Origin of the sequence: Amycolatopsis sp. NPDC049868, assembly GCF_044461365.1 — a bacterium.
Taxonomy (GTDB): Bacteria; Actinomycetota; Actinomycetes; order Mycobacteriales; family Pseudonocardiaceae; genus Amycolatopsis.
The window spans coordinates 332,913-351,070 of record NZ_JBITKV010000007.1 but is presented as its reverse complement, the minus strand read 5'-3'; the positions used below and the strand labels follow the sequence as shown (position 1 = coordinate 351,070).

The 18,158-nt window shown below is 69.5% G+C and carries 18 protein-coding genes; 9 read left to right on the top strand and 9 right to left on the bottom strand.

Annotated elements, in window-relative coordinates; genetic code table 11:
• Positions 1-208: 208 nt before the first annotated feature.
• The 5 genes from ACIBTM_RS28645 to ACIBTM_RS28625 all read right to left on the bottom strand — a co-directional run bounded on the left by ACIBTM_RS28645 (position 209) and on the right by ACIBTM_RS28625 (position 4,851).
• On the bottom strand, positions 209-1,462 hold the full coding sequence (locus ACIBTM_RS28645) for a DUF222 domain-containing protein (RefSeq protein WP_395880246.1): 1,254 nt from the start codon (positions 1,460-1,462) through the stop codon (positions 209-211).
• A gap of 215 nt (positions 1,463-1,677) precedes the next feature.
• Entirely contained in the window at positions 1,678-2,469 is a 792-nt protein-coding gene (locus ACIBTM_RS28640) for an ABC transporter permease (protein WP_395880245.1), read from the bottom strand.
• Positions 2,466-3,416 (bottom strand): ATP-binding cassette domain-containing protein, encoded by a 951-nt coding sequence (locus ACIBTM_RS28635; protein ID WP_395880244.1) that lies wholly within the window; start codon positions 3,414-3,416, stop codon positions 2,466-2,468. Before ACIBTM_RS28635 ends, ACIBTM_RS28640 begins: the two co-directional genes overlap by 4 nt.
• An 11-nt stretch (positions 3,417-3,427) precedes the next feature.
• Positions 3,428-4,273: a DUF4097 family beta strand repeat-containing protein gene (locus ACIBTM_RS28630; RefSeq protein WP_395880243.1), complete on the bottom strand. Its 846-nt coding sequence runs from the start codon at positions 4,271-4,273 to the stop codon at positions 3,428-3,430.
• A gap of 56 nt (positions 4,274-4,329) precedes the next feature.
• Positions 4,330-4,851, bottom strand: coding sequence for a toxin-antitoxin system HicB family antitoxin (locus tag ACIBTM_RS28625; RefSeq protein WP_395880242.1), 522 nt, complete (start codon positions 4,849-4,851; stop codon positions 4,330-4,332).
• Between the two features lie 401 nt (positions 4,852-5,252).
• On the opposite strand from ACIBTM_RS28625, the gene ACIBTM_RS28620 reads away from it, so the two are divergent.
• Positions 5,253-5,822: a response regulator transcription factor gene (locus ACIBTM_RS28620; protein ID WP_395880330.1), complete on the top strand. Its 570-nt coding sequence runs from the start codon at positions 5,253-5,255 to the stop codon at positions 5,820-5,822.
• A 6-nt stretch (positions 5,823-5,828) separates the two neighbouring features.
• Here ACIBTM_RS28620 and ACIBTM_RS28615 read toward each other — a convergent pair whose 3' ends face one another.
• On the bottom strand, positions 5,829-6,473 hold the full coding sequence (locus ACIBTM_RS28615; RefSeq protein WP_395880241.1) for a LuxR C-terminal-related transcriptional regulator: 645 nt from the start codon (positions 6,471-6,473) through the stop codon (positions 5,829-5,831).
• Between the two features lie 93 nt (positions 6,474-6,566).
• On the opposite strand from ACIBTM_RS28615, the gene ACIBTM_RS28610 reads away from it, so the two are divergent.
• From ACIBTM_RS28610 to ACIBTM_RS28595, 4 genes are all read left to right on the top strand, one after another.
• Complete coding sequence (locus ACIBTM_RS28610) at positions 6,567-8,798, top strand: ATP-binding protein (protein WP_395880240.1); 2,232 nt, start codon at positions 6,567-6,569, stop codon at positions 8,796-8,798.
• A 64-nt stretch (positions 8,799-8,862) separates the two neighbouring features.
• Entirely contained in the window at positions 8,863-9,510 is a 648-nt protein-coding gene (locus tag ACIBTM_RS28605; protein ID WP_395880239.1) for a TetR/AcrR family transcriptional regulator, read from the top strand.
• Positions 9,511-9,665: 155 nt separating this feature from the next.
• Positions 9,666-10,331, top strand: coding sequence for a LuxR C-terminal-related transcriptional regulator (locus ACIBTM_RS28600; protein ID WP_395880238.1), 666 nt, complete (start codon positions 9,666-9,668; stop codon positions 10,329-10,331).
• A gap of 145 nt (positions 10,332-10,476) precedes the next feature.
• Positions 10,477-11,709, top strand: a complete 1,233-nt coding sequence (locus ACIBTM_RS28595) for a glycosyltransferase (RefSeq protein ID WP_395880237.1) — start codon at positions 10,477-10,479, stop codon at positions 11,707-11,709.
• Here the strand turns inward: ACIBTM_RS28595 and ACIBTM_RS28590 are convergent.
• The gene (locus ACIBTM_RS28590) at positions 11,684-12,565 is read right to left on the bottom strand and encodes an NAD(P)H-binding protein (protein WP_395880236.1); all 882 of its coding nucleotides are present in this window, start codon (positions 12,563-12,565) and stop codon (positions 11,684-11,686) included. The genes ACIBTM_RS28595 and ACIBTM_RS28590 overlap by 26 nt on opposite strands.
• 100 nt (positions 12,566-12,665) lie before the next feature.
• On the opposite strand from ACIBTM_RS28590, the gene ACIBTM_RS28585 reads away from it, so the two are divergent.
• Complete coding sequence (locus tag ACIBTM_RS28585; RefSeq protein ID WP_395880235.1) at positions 12,666-13,556, top strand: LysR family transcriptional regulator; 891 nt, start codon at positions 12,666-12,668, stop codon at positions 13,554-13,556.
• On the opposite strand, the gene ACIBTM_RS28580 is transcribed toward ACIBTM_RS28585, so the two are convergent.
• Positions 13,544-14,125: a TetR/AcrR family transcriptional regulator gene (locus tag ACIBTM_RS28580; RefSeq protein ID WP_395880234.1), complete on the bottom strand. Its 582-nt coding sequence runs from the start codon at positions 14,123-14,125 to the stop codon at positions 13,544-13,546. The genes ACIBTM_RS28585 and ACIBTM_RS28580 overlap by 13 nt on opposite strands.
• A gap of 80 nt (positions 14,126-14,205) precedes the next feature.
• On the opposite strand from ACIBTM_RS28580, the gene ACIBTM_RS28575 reads away from it, so the two are divergent.
• Both ACIBTM_RS28575 and ACIBTM_RS28570 read left to right on the top strand, forming a co-directional pair.
• The gene (locus ACIBTM_RS28575) at positions 14,206-15,771 is read left to right on the top strand and encodes an MDR family MFS transporter (protein WP_395880233.1); all 1,566 of its coding nucleotides are present in this window, start codon (positions 14,206-14,208) and stop codon (positions 15,769-15,771) included.
• Positions 15,768-16,229 (top strand): universal stress protein, encoded by a 462-nt coding sequence (locus ACIBTM_RS28570; RefSeq protein ID WP_395880232.1) that lies wholly within the window; start codon positions 15,768-15,770, stop codon positions 16,227-16,229. The genes ACIBTM_RS28575 and ACIBTM_RS28570 overlap by 4 nt, the downstream gene beginning before the upstream one ends.
• Here ACIBTM_RS28570 and ACIBTM_RS28565 read toward each other — a convergent pair.
• Positions 16,143-17,111 carry a DMT family transporter gene (locus ACIBTM_RS28565; protein WP_395880231.1) on the bottom strand — a complete coding sequence of 323 codons (969 nt, stop codon included), beginning with the start codon at positions 17,109-17,111 and terminating at the stop codon, positions 16,143-16,145. The genes ACIBTM_RS28570 and ACIBTM_RS28565 overlap by 87 nt on opposite strands.
• Before the next feature lie 72 nt (positions 17,112-17,183).
• Between ACIBTM_RS28565 and ACIBTM_RS28560 the strand changes: the two genes are divergently transcribed.
• Positions 17,184-18,098: a LysR family transcriptional regulator gene (locus ACIBTM_RS28560; RefSeq protein WP_395880230.1), complete on the top strand. Its 915-nt coding sequence runs from the start codon at positions 17,184-17,186 to the stop codon at positions 18,096-18,098.
• The last annotated feature ends 60 nt before the right edge of the window (positions 18,099-18,158 follow it).

Below are 18,158 nucleotides of genomic sequence, written 5' to 3'. Positions count from 1 at the left end.
ACCAGGTTAGGAGCGGAGCTTGTGCGATGGCGTCCGTCTGCGGTCGGAAGTGTCTAGCCCGCTGGGGGGGGTTAAGACGAGCGAACTGATCGTGATCGGTCAGTTGGCGATGGACCGTGTGGATTTTGGGACGTCAGATGTCCCAAAATCCACACAGTTCCACCGCCGGGCATGACGAGGCGCCCGTCGCCGACGGGCTCCTCGAGGCTCAGACGTGATGCAGGGTGTTACGCCGAGGTTGTCGGAGCGGATCCCGATACTGGGGTGGAATGAACTCCGGTAAGCCATCGGCCGCCATCCGTACTTCCCAATCACCGTGATGAATCAGCCGGTGATGGAAGCTACAGAGCAACACCAGGTTCCGGAGATCCGTCGGCCCCCCGTCCGCCCAGTGATGAATGTGGTGGGCGTGGCAGTTCTTGGGTTTCCGATGACAGCCGGGAAACGCGCAACCCCCGTCGCGGATGTTCAACGCCCGGCGTTGGCCTGGGGTGACGAACCGTCTCAGGCGTCCCAAATCCAGGGGTTCACCCGAGGCGCTCATCACGACCGGCAACATGAGGCAGTCGCAGGCCGCCAGTCGGGCTTCCCGCGAGGTCATCGTGCCCACGAAATCGAGACACGCGGTCCCAAGACCGGACTTCAGCTCCTCGAGTCCGATGGTGACGTGGACCAAGGTGCGGTAGCCGCTGGTGCCGGGCTGGTCCGGGCAGGCGATCGCCAAATCGAGGAGTTCGGCCCAGGCGTCGCCCATGCGCTCGCACTTCATCCGCAGGTCGGCTTGTCCGAATTCGTCGACTGGGCGCGGCTGGGCATAGGCCTCCAGCGCGGCGGCGGTGCGGGCACCGGTTTCGTCATCGAGGAGGCCGGTCAGTTTCCAGAACCCGTCTTTCCGTCGTTCCAGGGTGATCTCGCGGCGCGGTTCCTTCGGCTCTGGCTCCTTCGGTTCCTTGCCATCCGGATCCAGCAAGCCCAGTAGATTCGCCTCGGCCTCGGCGAGCTGCCGCGGACCGGCGCTCGGGGCAAGGTTCGCGAGGATCTGCTCCGCACCTGCCCGCTCCTCAGCCGAAACCTCGGCCGGAAGGTTCTTCAAAATCTCCAGGATCTGATCGATCCGCTCATCCCCGACCAACCCCTGAGCCGCCACCGCCGCGGTCGCGGGAGCAACAGGCGGAACCTCCGTGCCATCCAACGCGCGCGTCGGGTTCAACGCGAGGGCCCGGTTCACCACCGCCCGCGCCTCACTCACCGATAATCCCGCCATATCGGCGAACCATTTATCCGTACGGCCATACCCGTACAAGTCTTTGGCACCCCGAGCCTCGATCTCCGCCAAAAACCGCCCCAAACAAGCGGTCGCCACCCTGATCACCTGCAACGACTGCTCCACGCCATGCGCAAGCTCCAGCTTGCCGGCACGCCACAGCTCCTGCGGCAACTCGGGAAGGAAGGTCTCGGACACCCCTCCATAATACCGCAATCCAGTCGAACACGTGTTCGTAATTTTAAGCGACAATCAAACCGCGCGAACAACACTGAAGAGTGATGCCACTCCGCACGGAGATCACACAATGAGACCGTGTCGCAGTTAGTCGACTAAATGCGGCGCGACCACAAAACCAAGCGCCCCGGACCGGAGAACCCGGCCCGGGGCGACCCCCAGTTCAACCCTCGGTGTCAGCGGTCGCGTTCCTTGGCGAACAAGGACTTCGACCACAGATACCCGACAACCGAGAGCAGGACGCACCAGCCGATCGCGAGCCAGCCGCTGCCGCCGATCGGAGTACCGAGCAGCAGCCCGCGAATGGTCTCGATGACCGGTGTGAACGGCTGATAGTCGGCGAACCAGCGCAGCCACGCCGGCATGGAATCGGTGGGCACGAACCCGCTGCCGAGGAACGGCAGCAGCATGAAGATCATGGGTGTGTTGCTGGCCGTTTCCACACTCTTGGCCGCCAGGCCCATCGCCACCGAAAGCCACGTGAGCGCGATGGTCAGCAGCAACAGCATGCCGACGACGGCGAACCATTCGCCGACACCCGCCGTCGGGGAGAACCCGATGAGCAGCGTGACCCCGAAGACCACGGCGAGCGCGAATGCCGTTTGGATGAGCGCGCCGACGACGTGCCCGGTCAGTACCGAGGCCTTGCTGATCGCCATCGTGCGGAATCGCGCGATGATGCCCTCGGTCATGTCCGTCGCCACCGAGATCGCGGTGCCGAGAGCGGCGCTGCACACGGTGACGAGCAGGATGGCGGGCGTGACATAGCCGACGTACTCGGCTCTGCCGCCTCCTCCGCCGCCGAGACCGTTCCCGAGTGTGCCACCGAAAACGTAGACGAACAGCAGCAGGAACACGATCGGCTGCCCGATCAGCATGATGGTGAGCGACGGATACCGTTGCATATGCCGGATGTTGCGGCGCAGCATGGTCGTCGAGTCGCGCATCGAGAGGGACAGGGTGCTCATCGGGCCATCTCCTTGGTCGCTTCGGTCCGGTGACCGGTGAGGCTGAGGAACACGTCGTCGAGGTCCGGCGTGTGCACGGTGAGGGTGTCGACGGCGACGGCCTCGTCGTCGAGCCGGTCCAGGACGGCGCGCAGGGCGGCGACGGTGCCATCGGTCGGCACACGGAGCGCCAAGGCTTCTTCGTCCGAAGTGGACACTCGAAGCACGCGGGTCGCGTCACGCAACGAGGCCGCGTCGGGGAACTTCAGTTGCATGTGCCCGCCGGGCACGCGCCGTTTCAGTTCGTCGGGCGTACCGAGCGCGACGATCCGGCCGCCGTCGAGTACGGCGACCCGGTCGGCGAGCTGATCCGCCTCCTCCAGGTACTGCGTGGTGAGGAAGATCGTCACACCGCCGTCGACGAGGTCACGGATGATCTGCCACATCGTGCGGCGGCTGCGCGGGTCGAGGCCGGTGGTCGGTTCGTCGAGGAAGATGACCTTCGGGTCGCCGATCAGCGTCATCGCCAGGTCGAGTTTGCGGCGCATGCCACCCGAGAAGGTGGACGGCGTCTTCTTCGCGGCGTCGGTCAGCTCGAAGCGTTCCAGGAGTTCGGCGGCGCGCCTGCGGCCCTCGCGGCGCGGAAGGTGGTGCAGATCCGCCATGAGGAACAGGTTCTCCTCGCCGGTGAGCAGATTGTCGACCGCGGAGAACTGGCCGGTGAGGCCGATCGCGGCGCGGACACCGTCCGGGTCGGTCGCCAGGTCGGCTCCGGCGATGATCGCGGCACCGGCGTCCGGAGTGACCAAAGTGGACAGGATGTTGACCGTGGTGGTCTTGCCCGCGCCGTTGGGGCCGAGCAACGAGAAGACGGTGCCGGCCGGGACGTGCAGGTCGATACCGTCCAAGACGACCTTGTCGCCGTAGGACTTACGCAGTCCGGTCGCGGAAATGGCCAGGTTTCGCATGGGGATTCCCTTCAGGAACGGTGGACCACGATGTCGCCGACGGAGGTGCCGGCGTGGACTTCGACCTTGTCGGTCGTTTCGCCGGGTGCGGTGGCGGCGGTCATGTCGTTGACGACGCGGCCGAAGCCGGTGTTCACGTCGAGCCAGGCGGCGCTGCCCTCGCGGATGCCGATCTCGACGTCCCCCAGCGAGGTTTCGAGGGTGAGCGTGCCCCTGGCCGCGTCGAGCACGCGGACGGATCCGTTGGCGGTCTTGGCTTCGACGCCGCTTTCGGCCTTGTCGACGGTGATGTCGCCGTTGGCCGAGCGGAGGCGGATCGAGTCGGCGACGGTCCCCACGCTGGTGGGCCCGTTGGAGTTCTTCACCACCGCGGTGCCCTCGATCGCGCCGATGTGCACGTGGCCGGAACTCGTGCTGATGTCGGCATTGCCGTCGACATGCTCGACGACGATGTTCCCGGACGCGGTGTGCAGTTTCAGCTCACCGGTCCGGTCGAGCCGGATGTGCCCGGTGCCGGATTTGTAGCGGCAGCCGCCGATCCGCCCGGTCGCGGTCAGGTCGCCGAGGCCGGTGCTCCCCTGCACCCGGGAGCCGGCGGGCAGTTCGATGGTCACGTCGATCGACCGCGTCCGCTTGGAGAAGTCGAGCAGCCGCATCTTCGGCGCGCGGACGGTCAAGGTGCCGCCGGAGAACTCGACGATGGTGCGCTTCGCGGCGTCGATGTCGGAGTCGTTGTTCTCGTCGAGCGGGGCGACTTCGACGACCGTGTCGGCGCGGTCTCCGGCGACGATCCGGACGTTGCCGACGACCGGGTCGAGGTCCGCGAGAATGGGTTCCGGGGTGGCGAAAGTAGGCATGGTTGTCCCCTCAGAGGTGGTGTGATCGGTGTTTGTGCTGGTCTGTGCCGGTAGAGCTAGCTGACCCAGCCGGTGTAGCGCTGAACGCCGCGATGGCCGCTCGCCGGAGCGGGCGGCGCGGCCCGCTCCGCCGGATGCAACGCCGCGGACGCGGCTCGCACGAGCCACGCGTTGACCGAACGGCCTTGTGCGGCCGCCGCTTCCTCGACGCGCGTCTTGAGATGCTCCGGAAGCCGGAAGTTGATCCGGGCCGTGGCCCCTTCTTCGTCCGGCACCGGTGGCGGCTCCGGCGCGGCGGGTGCGGCAGGCGCGGCAGGCGCGGCGGCCTGTTCGACCGCGGGAAGCGTGACGGCGAAGCTGGCCTCCCCGGCACGCAGCCGGACCTCGACCGAACCCGGCGCGAGGTCACGGGTGATCTCGTCCGACGCGGCGGACAAAGCGTCCAGCAGCGCGAGACGAATGGCCGACGCGAGCGGCGCGGTCAGGCGTTCGGCGAGCGCGCTCGCCTCGGCTCCCCCCGCCTCGGCGGCGACGGCGAGTTCCCGGCGAACGTTGTCCACAAAGGGCGTCAGGTCCATGACGCCATCATGGCACCATGATGGCGCCAACGCAAGTACAAGATGGTGCCAAATGGCGCCAAGGTGGCGTCTGCGCAGGTCAGGGTCACTTTTGCCCCTTCGGCCAGTCTCGGCTGGCGGGGGAAGCAGGACACGGCCGAACGCGTTGCCGGGGTCGTTCACGGCGGGCGAGAATCGCCACGAGCCGCGCGAAAAGGAAGCGACCCGCCGTCGAGTGTGGGGGTCACCCGAGGCGGGCCGCTACCCGGTCCCACCGTACAAGAGGTCCGCTCGCGTATGCGGGCAACGCTTTTTGCCCTTGCGGCTCTTGACAAATCGAAGATCCACAGTGGACGGAAGACGGACACATGCGAGCAGTTCGGGTGAGCGTCTGCGCCCTGGACCCCATCACGAAGGCCGGTCTGATCGACCTCCTCGGGACACGCGCGTCCGTGGTGGTGGTCGAAGGCCGGGCACGGGCCGAAACCGATGTCGTCGTCGCGGCTTTCGACCGGCTTTCGGCCGACGCGATCACCGCGTTGCGTGCGGTCGCCGCCGAACTCGGCAAGCCGATCGTGCTGGTGACCGACCGGATCGAAGAGGGCGGCCTCACCGCGGCCGTGGCGTGCAAAGTGGTCGCCATCCTGCCGAGATCGGCGATGACCGACTCCCGCGTGGCCGACGGCGTCCGCGCCGCCGCGTCGGCCACCGTGGGCCCACCGCGGGATCTCCTCGGCAGGCTGGCCGACCACACCGAGCGGCTCCACCGGGAGATGCTCGCGCCGAACGGTCCGGCCGGAGCCGCACTCTCCTCGCGGGAGATCGACGTCCTCCGCCTGATGGCCGACGGGTTCGACACCCAGGAGATCGCGGCCGAACTCGCCTATTCGGAACGCACGGTGAAGAACGTCATCTACGCGGTCACCGACCGGCTGAGGCTGCGAAACCGGTCGCACGCGGTGGCCTACGCGATCCGGGAAGGGGTCATCTGAAAACGCTCAGATGAGACCTTCGCGGAGCGCGTACGCCACGACATGGGTGCGGTTCCGCAGATTGAACCGGCTGAGCAGGCCGTGCAGGATGTTCTTCACCGTCCGGTCGGAGTAGGCCACCCGCCGGGCGATCTCACCGGTGTCGAATCCCTCCGCGAGCAACCGGAGCACTTCGGTCTCGCGGGGCGACAGACCGCTGAGCGTGAGTTCGCGCGGTTCGAGGACTTCCTTGTGCAGCCGCGAAATCCCGCGCAGCAGGCTGCCGAGCTGATCGGCGGGCAGATCGCCCCGGCCGGCGTGGGCGTCGGCGACCGCCCGCAGCAACCGCGCCGGCGTCGCCTCGGAACGCGCGACGACGACGGCGAGCCCGCGCTCCACCGCGGCCCACAGTTCGGCTTGGTCGGGGTCATCGGTCACCAGCACCAGCCGGGCGGACCCGGCCGGGATGCGCCGTGGGTCGTCGCCCGCGACCGCGACGAGGACGTCGGCCTTCGCCGGGTCGTCGCGCAAGGTGATGCCGGGGCCGTCGCCGAGCGCGCTGCGCAACCCCGCCAGGACGAGCGGATCACCGGCGTGCACGGCGACCCGGATCTCCCGGCGCTCCCCGGTCCGGACGACCGGGCGGACGGGCGTCGTCATGATCGTCGACATGCCTTCCAGGTAACCGGCCGCGGAGAAGGCGGGACAAGCGGAAGCAGGGGGCAGCTTTTCGTCATCGGAAGCCTGCCGGTTGAATGGGCCGCGGTGGAGGCGAACGAGACGCGGTCGGTGTTCGGCAAGCTCCTGCTCGAACACCGGCGGGCCGCGGGATGGACACAGGGGCGGCTGGCCGAGGCCTCCGGTATCAGTGTCCGCGCCCTGCGCGAGCTGGAGCGCGGCCGCGCGCGGGCCGCCCAGCGACGCTCCGCCGAGGTGCTGGCCGACGCGCTCGGCCTGACCGGCGGTGACCGGGAGTTCTTCCTGACCGTCGCCAAACAGGGACGGCGCCGCAATCCGGCGCTGGCCGCCCAGGTCGCGGCGACCTGCGCGCTGCCCGCGCCCACCGCGGATCTGTCCGGCCGCGAAAGCGAGCTGGAACAGCTTTCCGCGAAGGTCGCCGAGGGCGGTGGCGTGGTCGCGATCGTCGGACAGGCCGGGGTCGGGAAGACCGCGCTCGCGGTGACCGCGGCGGATCTGTGGCGCGCGGAGTTCCCGGACGGGAGCTACGCGGTGGATCTGCGCGGGATGGACGCGGAACCGCTGAGCGCCCGGGCCGCGCTCGACCGGCTGCTGCGCGCGCTGGACGTCGCGCCGGGACAGGTACCCGCCTCCGAGGCCGAACGGTCGGCGCTGCTGCGGATGCTGCTCGAAGGACGGAAGGTCCTGCTGCTGCTCGACAACGCCGCCGACGAAGCGCAGATCCGCCCGCTGCTCGTCGCCGGGCAGGGCTCCCTCACCCTGATCACCTGCCGCCGCACGCTCGCCGGGCTCGAAGGCGCCCGTTGGCTGGGGCTCGAACCGCTGTCGGACGACGGCGCGACCGGCCTGCTCGCCAAGATCATCGGTGCCGGCCGGGTCCGCGCGGAGCCCGCCGCGGCCCGCGAGCTCGTCGAACTGTGCGGATACCTGCCGCTCGCGGTCCGGATCGCGGGCAACCGGCTCGCCACCCGTCCACAGTGGTCCCTCGCCCAGCTCGCCGACCGGCTGCGCGACGAAGGCACCCGGCTGCGCGCGCTCGCGGCGGGTGATCTGCAACTGCGCTCGGCCTTCGACCTGTCCTATCGCGCCGTCTCGGCCGAGGCACGGCGGCTGTTCCGCCGGCTGGCGACCGTACCCGGCGCCGACTTCGGCCTGGAGCTCGCGATCGTCGTCTCCGGCGCGGCCCCCGCCGACGTCCGCGATCAGCTCGACGAACTCGTCGACGCCAGCCTCCTGCAGATCACGGCGGAACCGGAACGGCACCAGTTCCACGACCTGATCCGCCTGTTCGCCGAGGAACGGTTCGAGGCGGAAGAGGACCCCGCCGCACGCGACATCGTGCTCGCCCACCTGCTCGGCAAGGCGGCCGAAGCGGCCAGGTTGTTTTATCCCAAGGCATCCGAGACCGGCCGGTTCGGCTCGCGGGACGAGGGCGGCCGCTGGCTGGAGGTCGAAGGCGAGAACTGGGTCGCCGCGCACCGGCTGGGCGCACGGTTGGGACGGCACAAGGAGGTCCGCGACCTCGCCATCGCGCTGCACTGGTACTCCGACGGGCGGAGTGCCCAGCGGCCGTGGTGGGAGATCTTCTCGCTCGGCGCGGCCGCGGCGCGCGAGCTCGGCGACGCCGGGGCCGAGGCGAAGCTGCTCAACTTCGTCGGCTGGGCCGCGAGCATCTGTCTCGGTGACGACAAGGGTGCCGTGGCGGAGCATCGTCGCGCGCTGGACATCGCCGTCCGGATCGGCGACCACGTCGAGCAGACCTGGGCAGCCATCTACCTCGGCCAGGTGCTGCGGTTGACCGGGCAGGGCGACGAAGCGTTCGAGTTCGCGAAGCGCGGATACGACCTGGCGCACGAACTGCCGTTCTGGGACGGGCAGACCACGGCGCGGAACATGTACGGGCGCGCGCTGCTCAACGCCGGACGGCATACCGAGGCGCTCGCCGTGCACCGGGCCGTGCTGTCCGACGCCGAACGGCTGGCCGGTGACACGTATCCCGATTTCCACCGGCTGCTGAAGGCCCTGACCCTGCGCGCCATCGGTGACGTGCTCGGCGATCTCGCCGAATGGCGGGAAGCGGCGAGCCGGTACCGCACCAGCCGGTGGCTCGCGTGGGAAGGCGGTTTCGGCGGGCTGGAAGTGATCAGCGCGATCCGCGAAGGACGAGCCTGGCGGGAGGCAGGTGCCTTCGAGGAGGCCAGGGAGTGCCTCGCCCTGGCCGTGGAACTCTCCCCCGGACCGCCGTTCGCCGCATCGCGGGAACAGGCTTTGGCCGAATTGGCGCTGCTACCCGAGTGACCCCTTCGATTCCTCGACGACTCGAGCGCCAACTAAGCTTCGGGCCGACGGAGCGGGAGGGCCGATGACCAACGCGGACGGGCAGAGCCCGCGGGAGCGCTATCGCGACCAGGTGCGCGCGGAGATCAAGCAGCACGCGTGGGAGCAGATCGCCACCGCCGGGGTGCCCGCGCTGTCGCTCAACGCGATCGCCAAACAGGTGGGGATGAGCGGTCCCGCCCTGTACCGGTACTTCGCCAGCCGCGACGACCTCGTCACCGCGCTCATCCGCGACGCGTACCGGAGCCTCGCCGACACCGTCCGGGCGGCGTTCGACGGCGGTGCCGACCTGGCCGGGCTCGCCGTCACCATCCGGGACTGGGCCCGGAGCGACCCGCAGCGCTATTTCCTCATCTACGGCACGCCCGTCCCCGGCTACCACGCGCCCGACGACACCACCGCCATTTCGCGCGAGGTCATGGCGGTGCTGCTCGAAGCGTGCCGCGCGATCACCGTGGACGGCCAGGAAACCCCGTTCGACAGGCATCTGGACGACCACCGCGACTGGGCGGGTGACGATCCGGCCCCGTCCGCGACCCTGCACCGCGCGCTCGCCTTCTGGACCCGCCTGCACGGCGTGCTCTCGCTGGAACTCGCCGGCCATTTCACCGGAATGAAATTCGACCCCGATCTGTTGATCGCGGACGAACTGGACGACCTCACGACCCGGTGACCGGCCGATCGCCCGCGCAGTGAACCTTTACCGCCTGTCGGGCGTCTTGCCCTGTGACGTTGCCGCGGTTGACATGCAACGTTGAAACGTTATAGCTTCTAAGTACCGTAAGAGCTATTAACATCGCTGCCGGGCGCTTCGGGGGGACTTCGATCATGACTCACGGGGAGAAGATCAACAGGAGGACCGAGCGCGTCAGAGTCGCCGTGCACGCCCCGGATCTGCTGGCCGGGCTGGGCACGACGAGCATTCTCGGCGCCGACGAGCGACTGGACGTGCTGCCCGACACCGACCTCGGGTCCGCCGAGGTCGTCGTGACCGTCGGCGACTCGATCGGCGACGGGGTTTTCGCCTTCCTGCGCCAGGTTCGCGCCGCGTCGTCCCTCCCGGCACCACCGAGATGCGTGATCGTCACCGACCACTTCCCGGTCCAGGTCCTGATGACGGCCATCGAATGCGGTATGGCCGCGCTGCTGCCGCGACGCGACCTCGACGGCGAGCATCTCGTGCGGACGATCCTCGCGGTCAGCCAGGGCGCGGGCGCGTTGCCGCCGCGGCTGCAGGGCAGCCTGCTCTCCCAGCTCGAACGGATCCAGGAGGACCTGCTGGTCCCCAACGGTCTCGCGTTGTCCGGACTGTCCGACCGGGAACGTGAGGTGCTCCGTCTGCTGGCCGACGGCCATGGCACGGAAGAGATCGCGACCAAACTCGCCTATTCGGAGAGCACGGTGAAGAACGTCCTCCACCGGGTGATGTCACGATACGGCCTGCACAACCGTACGCACGCCGTCGCCTTCGCGCTGCGCACCGGCTCGATCTGAAGAACCGTCCAGAGTGGACGAAGAGACGACCATTTCCCCCGCCCCCTTCAACTTATAGCGGACATGGGGGCTTGCGGCAAGGCCCCGGTCATCCCCCAGAATTGCCCGCCTGAAGCCGGAAGCTGTGGAAACGGGGAGTCGCGAAGTGCGTGTTTTGCTGACGTCGTGGGGGTCACGCGGGGATGTCGAACCCTTGGTGGGGCTCGCGGTCGAATTGCGGGAGCTCGGTGCGGAGGCGCTGGTGTGCGCGCCGCCGGACGAGGAATTCGTGAAATTGCTGGCGCAGGCCGGTGTGCCGTCGGCGCCGCTCGGCCCGACCGTGCACTCGGTGGTCGCCGGACCGAAACCGCCGACGGGGGAAGACGCGCTGAAACTCGCCCCGGCGCTGGTGGCCGCCCGGTTCGAAACGCTTTCCGCCGCGGCGGAAGAGGGGTGCGACGCGATCCTCGCGACCGGCCTGCTGCCCGCCGGCGCGCGGGACGTCGCCGAGAAACTCGGGGTCCCTTACGTGTACGCGTGTTTCCACACCTTCGGGCTGCCGTCGCGGCATTTCGCCCCGGGAGTGCGGCCGGGCACGCCGTCGCCGGAGGGCGAGACCGACAACCGGGTGCTGCGGCGGCAGGACGCCGAACGCGTCAACGCCCTGTACGGCGGGGCGCTCGACAGTCACCGGGCGGCGATCGGGCTGCCGCCGGTGGACAACGTCCGCGATCACGTCTTCACCGGCTCGCCGTGGCTGGCGGCGGACCCGGTTCTGTGCCCGTCGGAGGGGATGACGGATCTCGACCTCGTCCCGACGGGAGCGTGGATCCGGCCCGACGATCGCCCGCTCCCGGCCGAACTGGAGAAGTTCCTCGATTCCGGTGAGCCGCCGGTGTACGTGGGCTTCGGCAGCATGGCCGCGTACGCGCCGAAGGACGTCGCGCGGGTGGCCATCGAGTCCGCCCGCGCGCTGGGACGGCGGATCCTGCTCGCCCGCGGCTGGGCGGGCTTGGCGTCGATCGACGACGCCGACGACTGTTTCGTCGTCGGCGAAGTCAATCAGCAAGCGCTCTTCCGCCGGGTGGCCGTCGTCGTGCACCACGGTGGCGCGGGCACCACGACGACAGCCTCCCGGGCGGGCGCGCCCCAGGTGGTCGTCCCCCGGATCGCGGATCAGCCGTTCTGGGCCGGGCGGGTGGCGGAGCTGGGAATCGGCGTGGCACACCAGGATCCGCTGCCGACCGTCGAATCCCTGACCGCCGCGCTCACGGCGGCCCTCTCCCCCGGAACCGGCGCACGGGCGAAGGCCGTGGCCGGCACGATCCGGACCGACGGAGCGACGGTGGCCGCGAAACTGCTCTTGGACACCGTCAGCGCGCCGAACAGGCCGGCTTGAGCACCTCCTCGCACCACTGACGGAAGCTGGTCGGCGTGGTGGCCTCCGAGGTCCGCGGTTCGGCGTTGTCGATACCCGCCTCCTTCGCGGCCATCATGTCGACCATGCCCTGGGCCATCGCCGCGGACCAGCCGTGTTCGAGCTGCGTGGCGCGGAAGGCGTCCATGGACACCCGCTGATAGCGGACAGGCCACCCGAGGACGTCGGACATGATCTCCGCGAGATCGTTCTGGGACAGGTCTTCCGGGCCCAGCACCGGAACGTCGGCGACCCCGTGCCACGACCGGTCTGCCAGCACCCTCGCCGCGACCGCGGCGATGTCGCGGGTGGCGCAGGTCGGCGCCTTGAGATCGCCTGAAAGCGGGCCGAAGAAGACACCGTCTCCGCCGATCGATCCGGCCTGCCACAGGAGGTTGTCCATGAACGTGGGCATCGTCAGCGCGCGGTAGGCCACGCCCGTGCCCGCGATCAGGTCGTCCATGGCGTGCGAGGCCGACAGGTATCCGGTGTTCTCCGCGACGCCGCGGCCGAGCGCCGAGATGCCGACCACCCGTGACACGCCGTGCTTCTCGATGGCCTCGCAAGCCGGCCGGGTGAAGTCCAGATAGGCGGCTTCGAGGCTTTCGGCGCGGCGATCCGCGGCGACCAGCCAGAAAACGGTGTCGGCGCCGGCGAAGGCTTCGTCGACGACGGCGGCGTCGCTGTGCGAGCCCTTGACGACCTCGACTCGCTCACGGACGTGGTCGGGCAGACGGGCGGGATCGCGGGCGATCACGCGGATCGGTTCGCCACTTTCGAGAAGGGTGGCGAGCACCCGGCTGCCGATCTGTCCGGTCGGCGCGGTGACGACGATCATGAAGACTCCGAGGTGATAGGGGATTTCTACGTCATCCAGTCAAGCCACGGCAGCCCTCGATCTGAAGGACCGGCTCGGTCGCCATTGATACCCTGGGGATATGAGTGACCTGGAGACACGGCAGCTCAAGTACTTCGTCGCGGTCGCGGAGGAGCTGCATTTCGGCCGGGCGGCCGAGCGGCTTTCGATGGCGCAGCCGCCGCTGTCCAGGGCGATCCGGGACCTCGAACGACGGCTGGACGTCCAGCTGCTCGAACGCACCACCCGCCAGGTCACGCTGACGAATGCGGGCGAGATCTTCCTGCGGGACGCGAGGACCGCGCTCGAAGCGGTCACCGCGGCGGAACGGCGGGCACGGCAGGCGGGCCGCCCCGACCCCCGGCTGCGCCTGGCGTTGAAGGCCGATCACGACGCCGGATTGCTGCCGAAGATCATCGAGTCCTACGAGGCCGAAGAAGGCGCCCTGCCGATCGAGTTGGTCCTCGGCGGCCGGGGCGAACAACCGTCGCAACTGCGCGACGGGCGGGCGGATGTGGCGCTCGTGCCGTCCCCTTTCGACGCGCGCCGCCTGGACTTCGAACCGCTGCTGACCGAACCCCGGCTGGTGGCGCTCGCCGCGAACGATCCGCTGGCGGCCAGGTCGCGGCTGACCCTGGCGGATCTCGAAGGCCGCCTCCTCCCCGACGGCGCACCCGCCGGGCAGGGTCCTTCGGCCGGGCCGCCCGCCACCGCGGCACCCCACGGCCCCGTCTCGGACCTGACACAGATCTTCAAACTGGTCGAACTCGGCGCCATCGTCTGCTTTCTGCCGGTCTCGGTGGCGGATCGCTACCGCCGGGCCGGCATCACGTACCTGCCCGTCGACGATCTGGAGCCCACGACCCTCGCCGTGATGTGGCCGCAGGACTCCCGTTCACCGGCCGTCGCCGCCTTCGTCCGCGCGGCCACCACGGTGGTGACGACCGCGTACGCCCTCGGTCACCGCAGCTGAACGCGGCCCAGCAACCGGTCGACGACCTCGGGGAGCGGCTGCTCCTCGGGACCTTCCAGCCACAGCACGTTTCCCGTCCGCAGCGTGGCGAGGAAGGTCGCCGCGGTGAGCCTGGCCAATTCCTGGTCGAGGCCGTGTCCCCTGGCGAGCAGCACCGCGATCAGGTCGCGTTCGAGGGCGAACTGATCGCCCGCCTGCCGCGCGAGCAGCGACGGATGCCGTCGCAGCAGCCGTAGCTGCGCCACCCACTCACGATCGGGGACGGGATGCGCCCGGTACAGCTCCCGGGAGGCCGCGCGCAGCGCCTGCCAGGGCTTCTCACCCGGCGGCCTGCCTTCGACCAGTGACACCAGCAGCCCGGTGCGCTCGCGGTCGGCGTGCAGGATCGCGTCCTCTTTGTTCGCGAAGTAGTTCGAAAACGTCCGCCGGGACACGCCCACCGCGTCGGCGATGTCCTCGACGGTCACGCCGTCGAGACCGTGCTCCATCGCCAGCCGGAGCGCGGCCTCGTGCAGTGATTGCCGCGTCGCCGCTTTCTTGCGGGTGCGGAGCGTGTCGAGGGTGTCCACCAGGACAGCGTAGCGACGGGAATAAAGTTCTCACTGTGCAAGTTTGCACAGTGAGAAAGATCGCCGCTCGAAAGGACGCCATGAAGACCGAGGGAACGACGGCCGGGGCACCGTCAGGGGCGATGGGGCATCGCCAGGTGCTCGAATCGCTGTCCGGTCTGCTGCTCGCGCTGCTCGTGGCGATGATCAGCTCGACGGTCGTGTCGACCGCCCTGCCCTTGATCATCGGCTCGCTGAACGGCACGCAGACGCAGTACACGTGGGTGGTCACCGCCACCCTGCTGGCGGCGACGGCCACCACGCCGATCTGGGGCAAACTCGCCGACCTGTTCAACAAGAAGACGCTGGTGCAGATCGCGATCGTGATCTTCGTGATCGGCTCGACGATCAGCGGGTTCAGCCAGAACACCGGGCAGCTGATCGCCGCCCGCGCGTTCCAGGGCATCGGCGTCGGCGGCCTCCAGGCACTCGTTCAGGTCGTGATCGCGGCGATCATCCCGCCGCGTGAACGCGGCCGCTACAACGGTTACCTCGGCGCGGTCATGGCGGTCGCCACGGTCGGCGGGCCGCTGCTCGGCGGCCTGATCGTGGACGTGCCGTGGCTCGGCTGGCGCTGGTGCTTCTTCGTCGGCGTGCCGATCGCGGTGGCGGCGTTCATCGTGCTGCAGCGGACCCTGAAACTGGAGACCGTGCGGCGGGAGAACGTCCAGGTCGACTACCTCGGCGCCGGGCTCATCGCCGCGGGCGTGAGTGTCCTGCTGATCTGGGTCTCGTTCGTGGGCAACGGCTTCGACTGGCTGTCCTGGCAGACGGCCGTCATGGTGGCGGGCGGTGTCGTGCTCCTCGTCTTCGCCGTGCTGGTGGAACGGAAGGTCCGCGAACCCGTCGTCCCGTTGCACATCATCACCCAGCGCACCCCGGCGCTGGCGATCGTCGCGAGCCTCGCGGTCGGGATGGCGATGTTCGGCGGCGCGGTGTTCCTCGGCCAGTACTTCCAGGTCGGCCGCGGCTACTCCCCCACCGAAGCCGGTCTGCTGACCATTCCGCTGATGGGTGGCGTGCTCGTCTCCTCGACCGTGTCCGGACGCCTGATCAGCCGCACCGGTCGGATGAAGCCGTACATCGTGGCGGGCACGATCACCCTGGTGATCGGCTTCCTCGGGCTGGGCACCGTCGACCACGCCTCACCGCTGTGGCTGGTGGGAATCGCGATGGCGGTCGTCGGCGTGGGTGTCGGCATGACGATGCAGAACCTCGTGCTCGCCGTGCAGAACACCGTGCCGCTGCGGGATCTGGGCGCGGCCAGCGCCTCGGTCACGTTCTTCCGGTCGCTCGGCGGCACCATCGGCGTCTCGGTGCTGGGCGCGGTGCTCGCGAACCGGGTCACCGCCGACCTGTCCACCGCGTTGCACGTACCGGCGGGCCAGGCGTCGACGGGCAGCGTCAGCGCGCTGAACCTCAAGGCACTGCCGCCGGAGGTCCAGACGATCGTGCACACCGTGTACGGCGACGCGACCGCGCATATCTTCCTGATCTCCGCGGCGGTGGGCGTCGTGGGCGTGATCGCGGCACTGCTGCTCAAGCCGCTCACCCTGCGCACCACGCTCGACGTGGAGACGGAGTCGGAAGTCCCGGTCGCGCGATGAACGGGGCCTTCGAGTCCACTGTGGAGCGTTTCGGCCCGCCCCGGCACCACACGGGGCGGGCCATCCTGGCCGGCGTCGACGGCTCCGACACGGCGATGCGGGCGGCCGCCTTCGCCTTCGGCATGGCCCGGCGCGAGGGCGGCAGGCTGATCGTCGCCTTCGTCTGCCGTCCGGCGCTCGGCCCCGCGGTCGCGGCGACGGTGGAACTCGACACGGCGGTGCGGCTCTACGAAGAGATCCGCGAGCAGATCCGCGCGGCGGCCGAAGAGCTGGAAGTGCCAGTCAGTTTCCTGAGGACCTTCGGCGATCCGTACACCGCGCTGCGCGACACCGCTGACCGCTGTCTGGTCGACACCGTCGTGGTCGGCGCCTCACAGCAGGCCGGTCACCGGTTCGCGGGGTCGGTCGCGACCAAGCTCATCAGGACCGGGCACTGGCCGGTGCTGGTCGTCCCCTGACGACCGGCCGCCGAGGAACGACACGGCCCCCACCGCGGCGACGACGAGCGCACAACCCGCCAGCTGCAGCGGTGTCGGCCACTGGCCGAGCAGCGCGGCCCCGAACAGGATCGCGGCGGCGGGTTGCAGCATCAGCACGGCGGACCCGCCGCTCGCGGGCAGGGCGGACAGCGCGCGCCCGATCAGGAGCCAGCCGAGCACCTGCCCGGTCACGGCCAGCGCGACCAGCCACAGCAACGCCGAAACGGGCGGCGTGACGTCGAGGTTCCCGGCGAACAGGCCCGAAAGGCCACCCACACTCGCCGAGGCCGCGGTCGCGGTGGCGAGCATCGTCGTGCGGCCGCCGCCGTCGGTTCCGGAGCGGCGCAACAGGATCAGGTACCCGGCGTAGGCGACACCCGCCAGCACCGCCATGACGGTGCCGTACCAGGGATCGCTGCCCGCGGCACCGCCGTCCGCCAGTCCCCCGGCCAGCGCCGTTCCCGCCAGCATCACCGGGATGGACAGCCAGAACGCCCGTGGCGGCCGTTCGCCGAACCACAGCAGTCCGGCCAGCGGGACGAGGACCACCTGGACGTTCACCAACGCCGTGGCGACCCCCGCGCCGACGGAGAGGATGGCCTCGCTCCAAAGCACCATGTCGATCCCGAGCAGGACACCGGCCAGCACGTGCCGCCGTCGCGCGGCCGGGGCCGAACGCCGTCCTCGTTCACGCGAACGTGCCAGGATCACCAGGATCGGCAACGCGAACAGACAGCGGAAGAACGTCGCCGTCGTCGAGCTGACACCGGACAGCGCGACGAGCGGGGCGGACAGGGCGATCGCGAGGGCTCCGAGCACTCCTTGTGCCCGCGGATCGGTGAGAATTCGGTTGTGCCGCATGCCTTCGATTCGATCGCACGGCGACCGTGAGGACCAGCGAGATCCTCTTACCCCGAGGGTTAAGCTCGGCTAATGAGTGGCGATCTGTCCAATGTGGAACGGCTACGGATGCTGCACGCGGTGTGGCGGCGGGGATCGCTCGCCGCGGCGGCCGAACTGCTGCACGTGACGCCGTCGGCGATCTCCCAGCAGCTGACCAAACTGGAGCGCGAGGCGGGCACCGGGCTCCTCGTCCGGCACGGACGCGGCGTGCGGCTCACCCCGGCGGGACTGCTGCTGGCGCAACGCTCGGACCGGGTGCTCGCCGAACTTCGCGCCGCCCGCGCCGATCTGGACTCCCTGACCGGCGAGACGACCGGGGTCGTCGAGATCGGCGCCATTCCCTCGGGAGTGCACACGTTCATCACGCCCGCCCTCACCGGCCTCGCCGTCCACCACCCCGGTATCGAGGCGCGGCTGCACGAGGTCGAACCCGAAGTGGCCCTTCCCGCGCTGGCCGACGGTGTCTTCGACGTCGTGGTCGTCGAAAGCTGGGAGAACCTGCCGCTCACCCGGCCGCCCGCCACCCGCTGGACCGAACTGCGCGACGACTCGGCGATGATCGTGCTCCCGGCCGGACATCCGCTGGCCGGGGCGGATTCGGTGCGCGCCGAAGATCTCGCGGAGGAGATCTGGGTCGCCTGGGCGCGCCCCACCCTGGCGAACGCCTGGATCCGCCAGACCCTGCGCGAACGCGGGATCGAACCGATCGTGCGGCATACGGTCAGCGGATTCGGCACGCAGTTCGCCGTCGTCGCCGGGCTGGGCGCGGTCACGCTGGTGCCGAGTATGGCCACCACGATCGCGCCGCCGACCGTCGTGTGCGCCCCGCTCGAACCTGCCCTGCACCGGCAGCTCTACGCCGTGCAGCCGCAAGGGGAAACGCGGCCGGCCGTCGCCGAATGCGTCACGGCTCTTGTCGAAGCCGCGAGATCTTGGGGCTCGTGAGTGGATTTCCGGCTGCGGCCTGATCCCGGGCCAGGCCCCAAGTACATGAAGGCCCCCTTG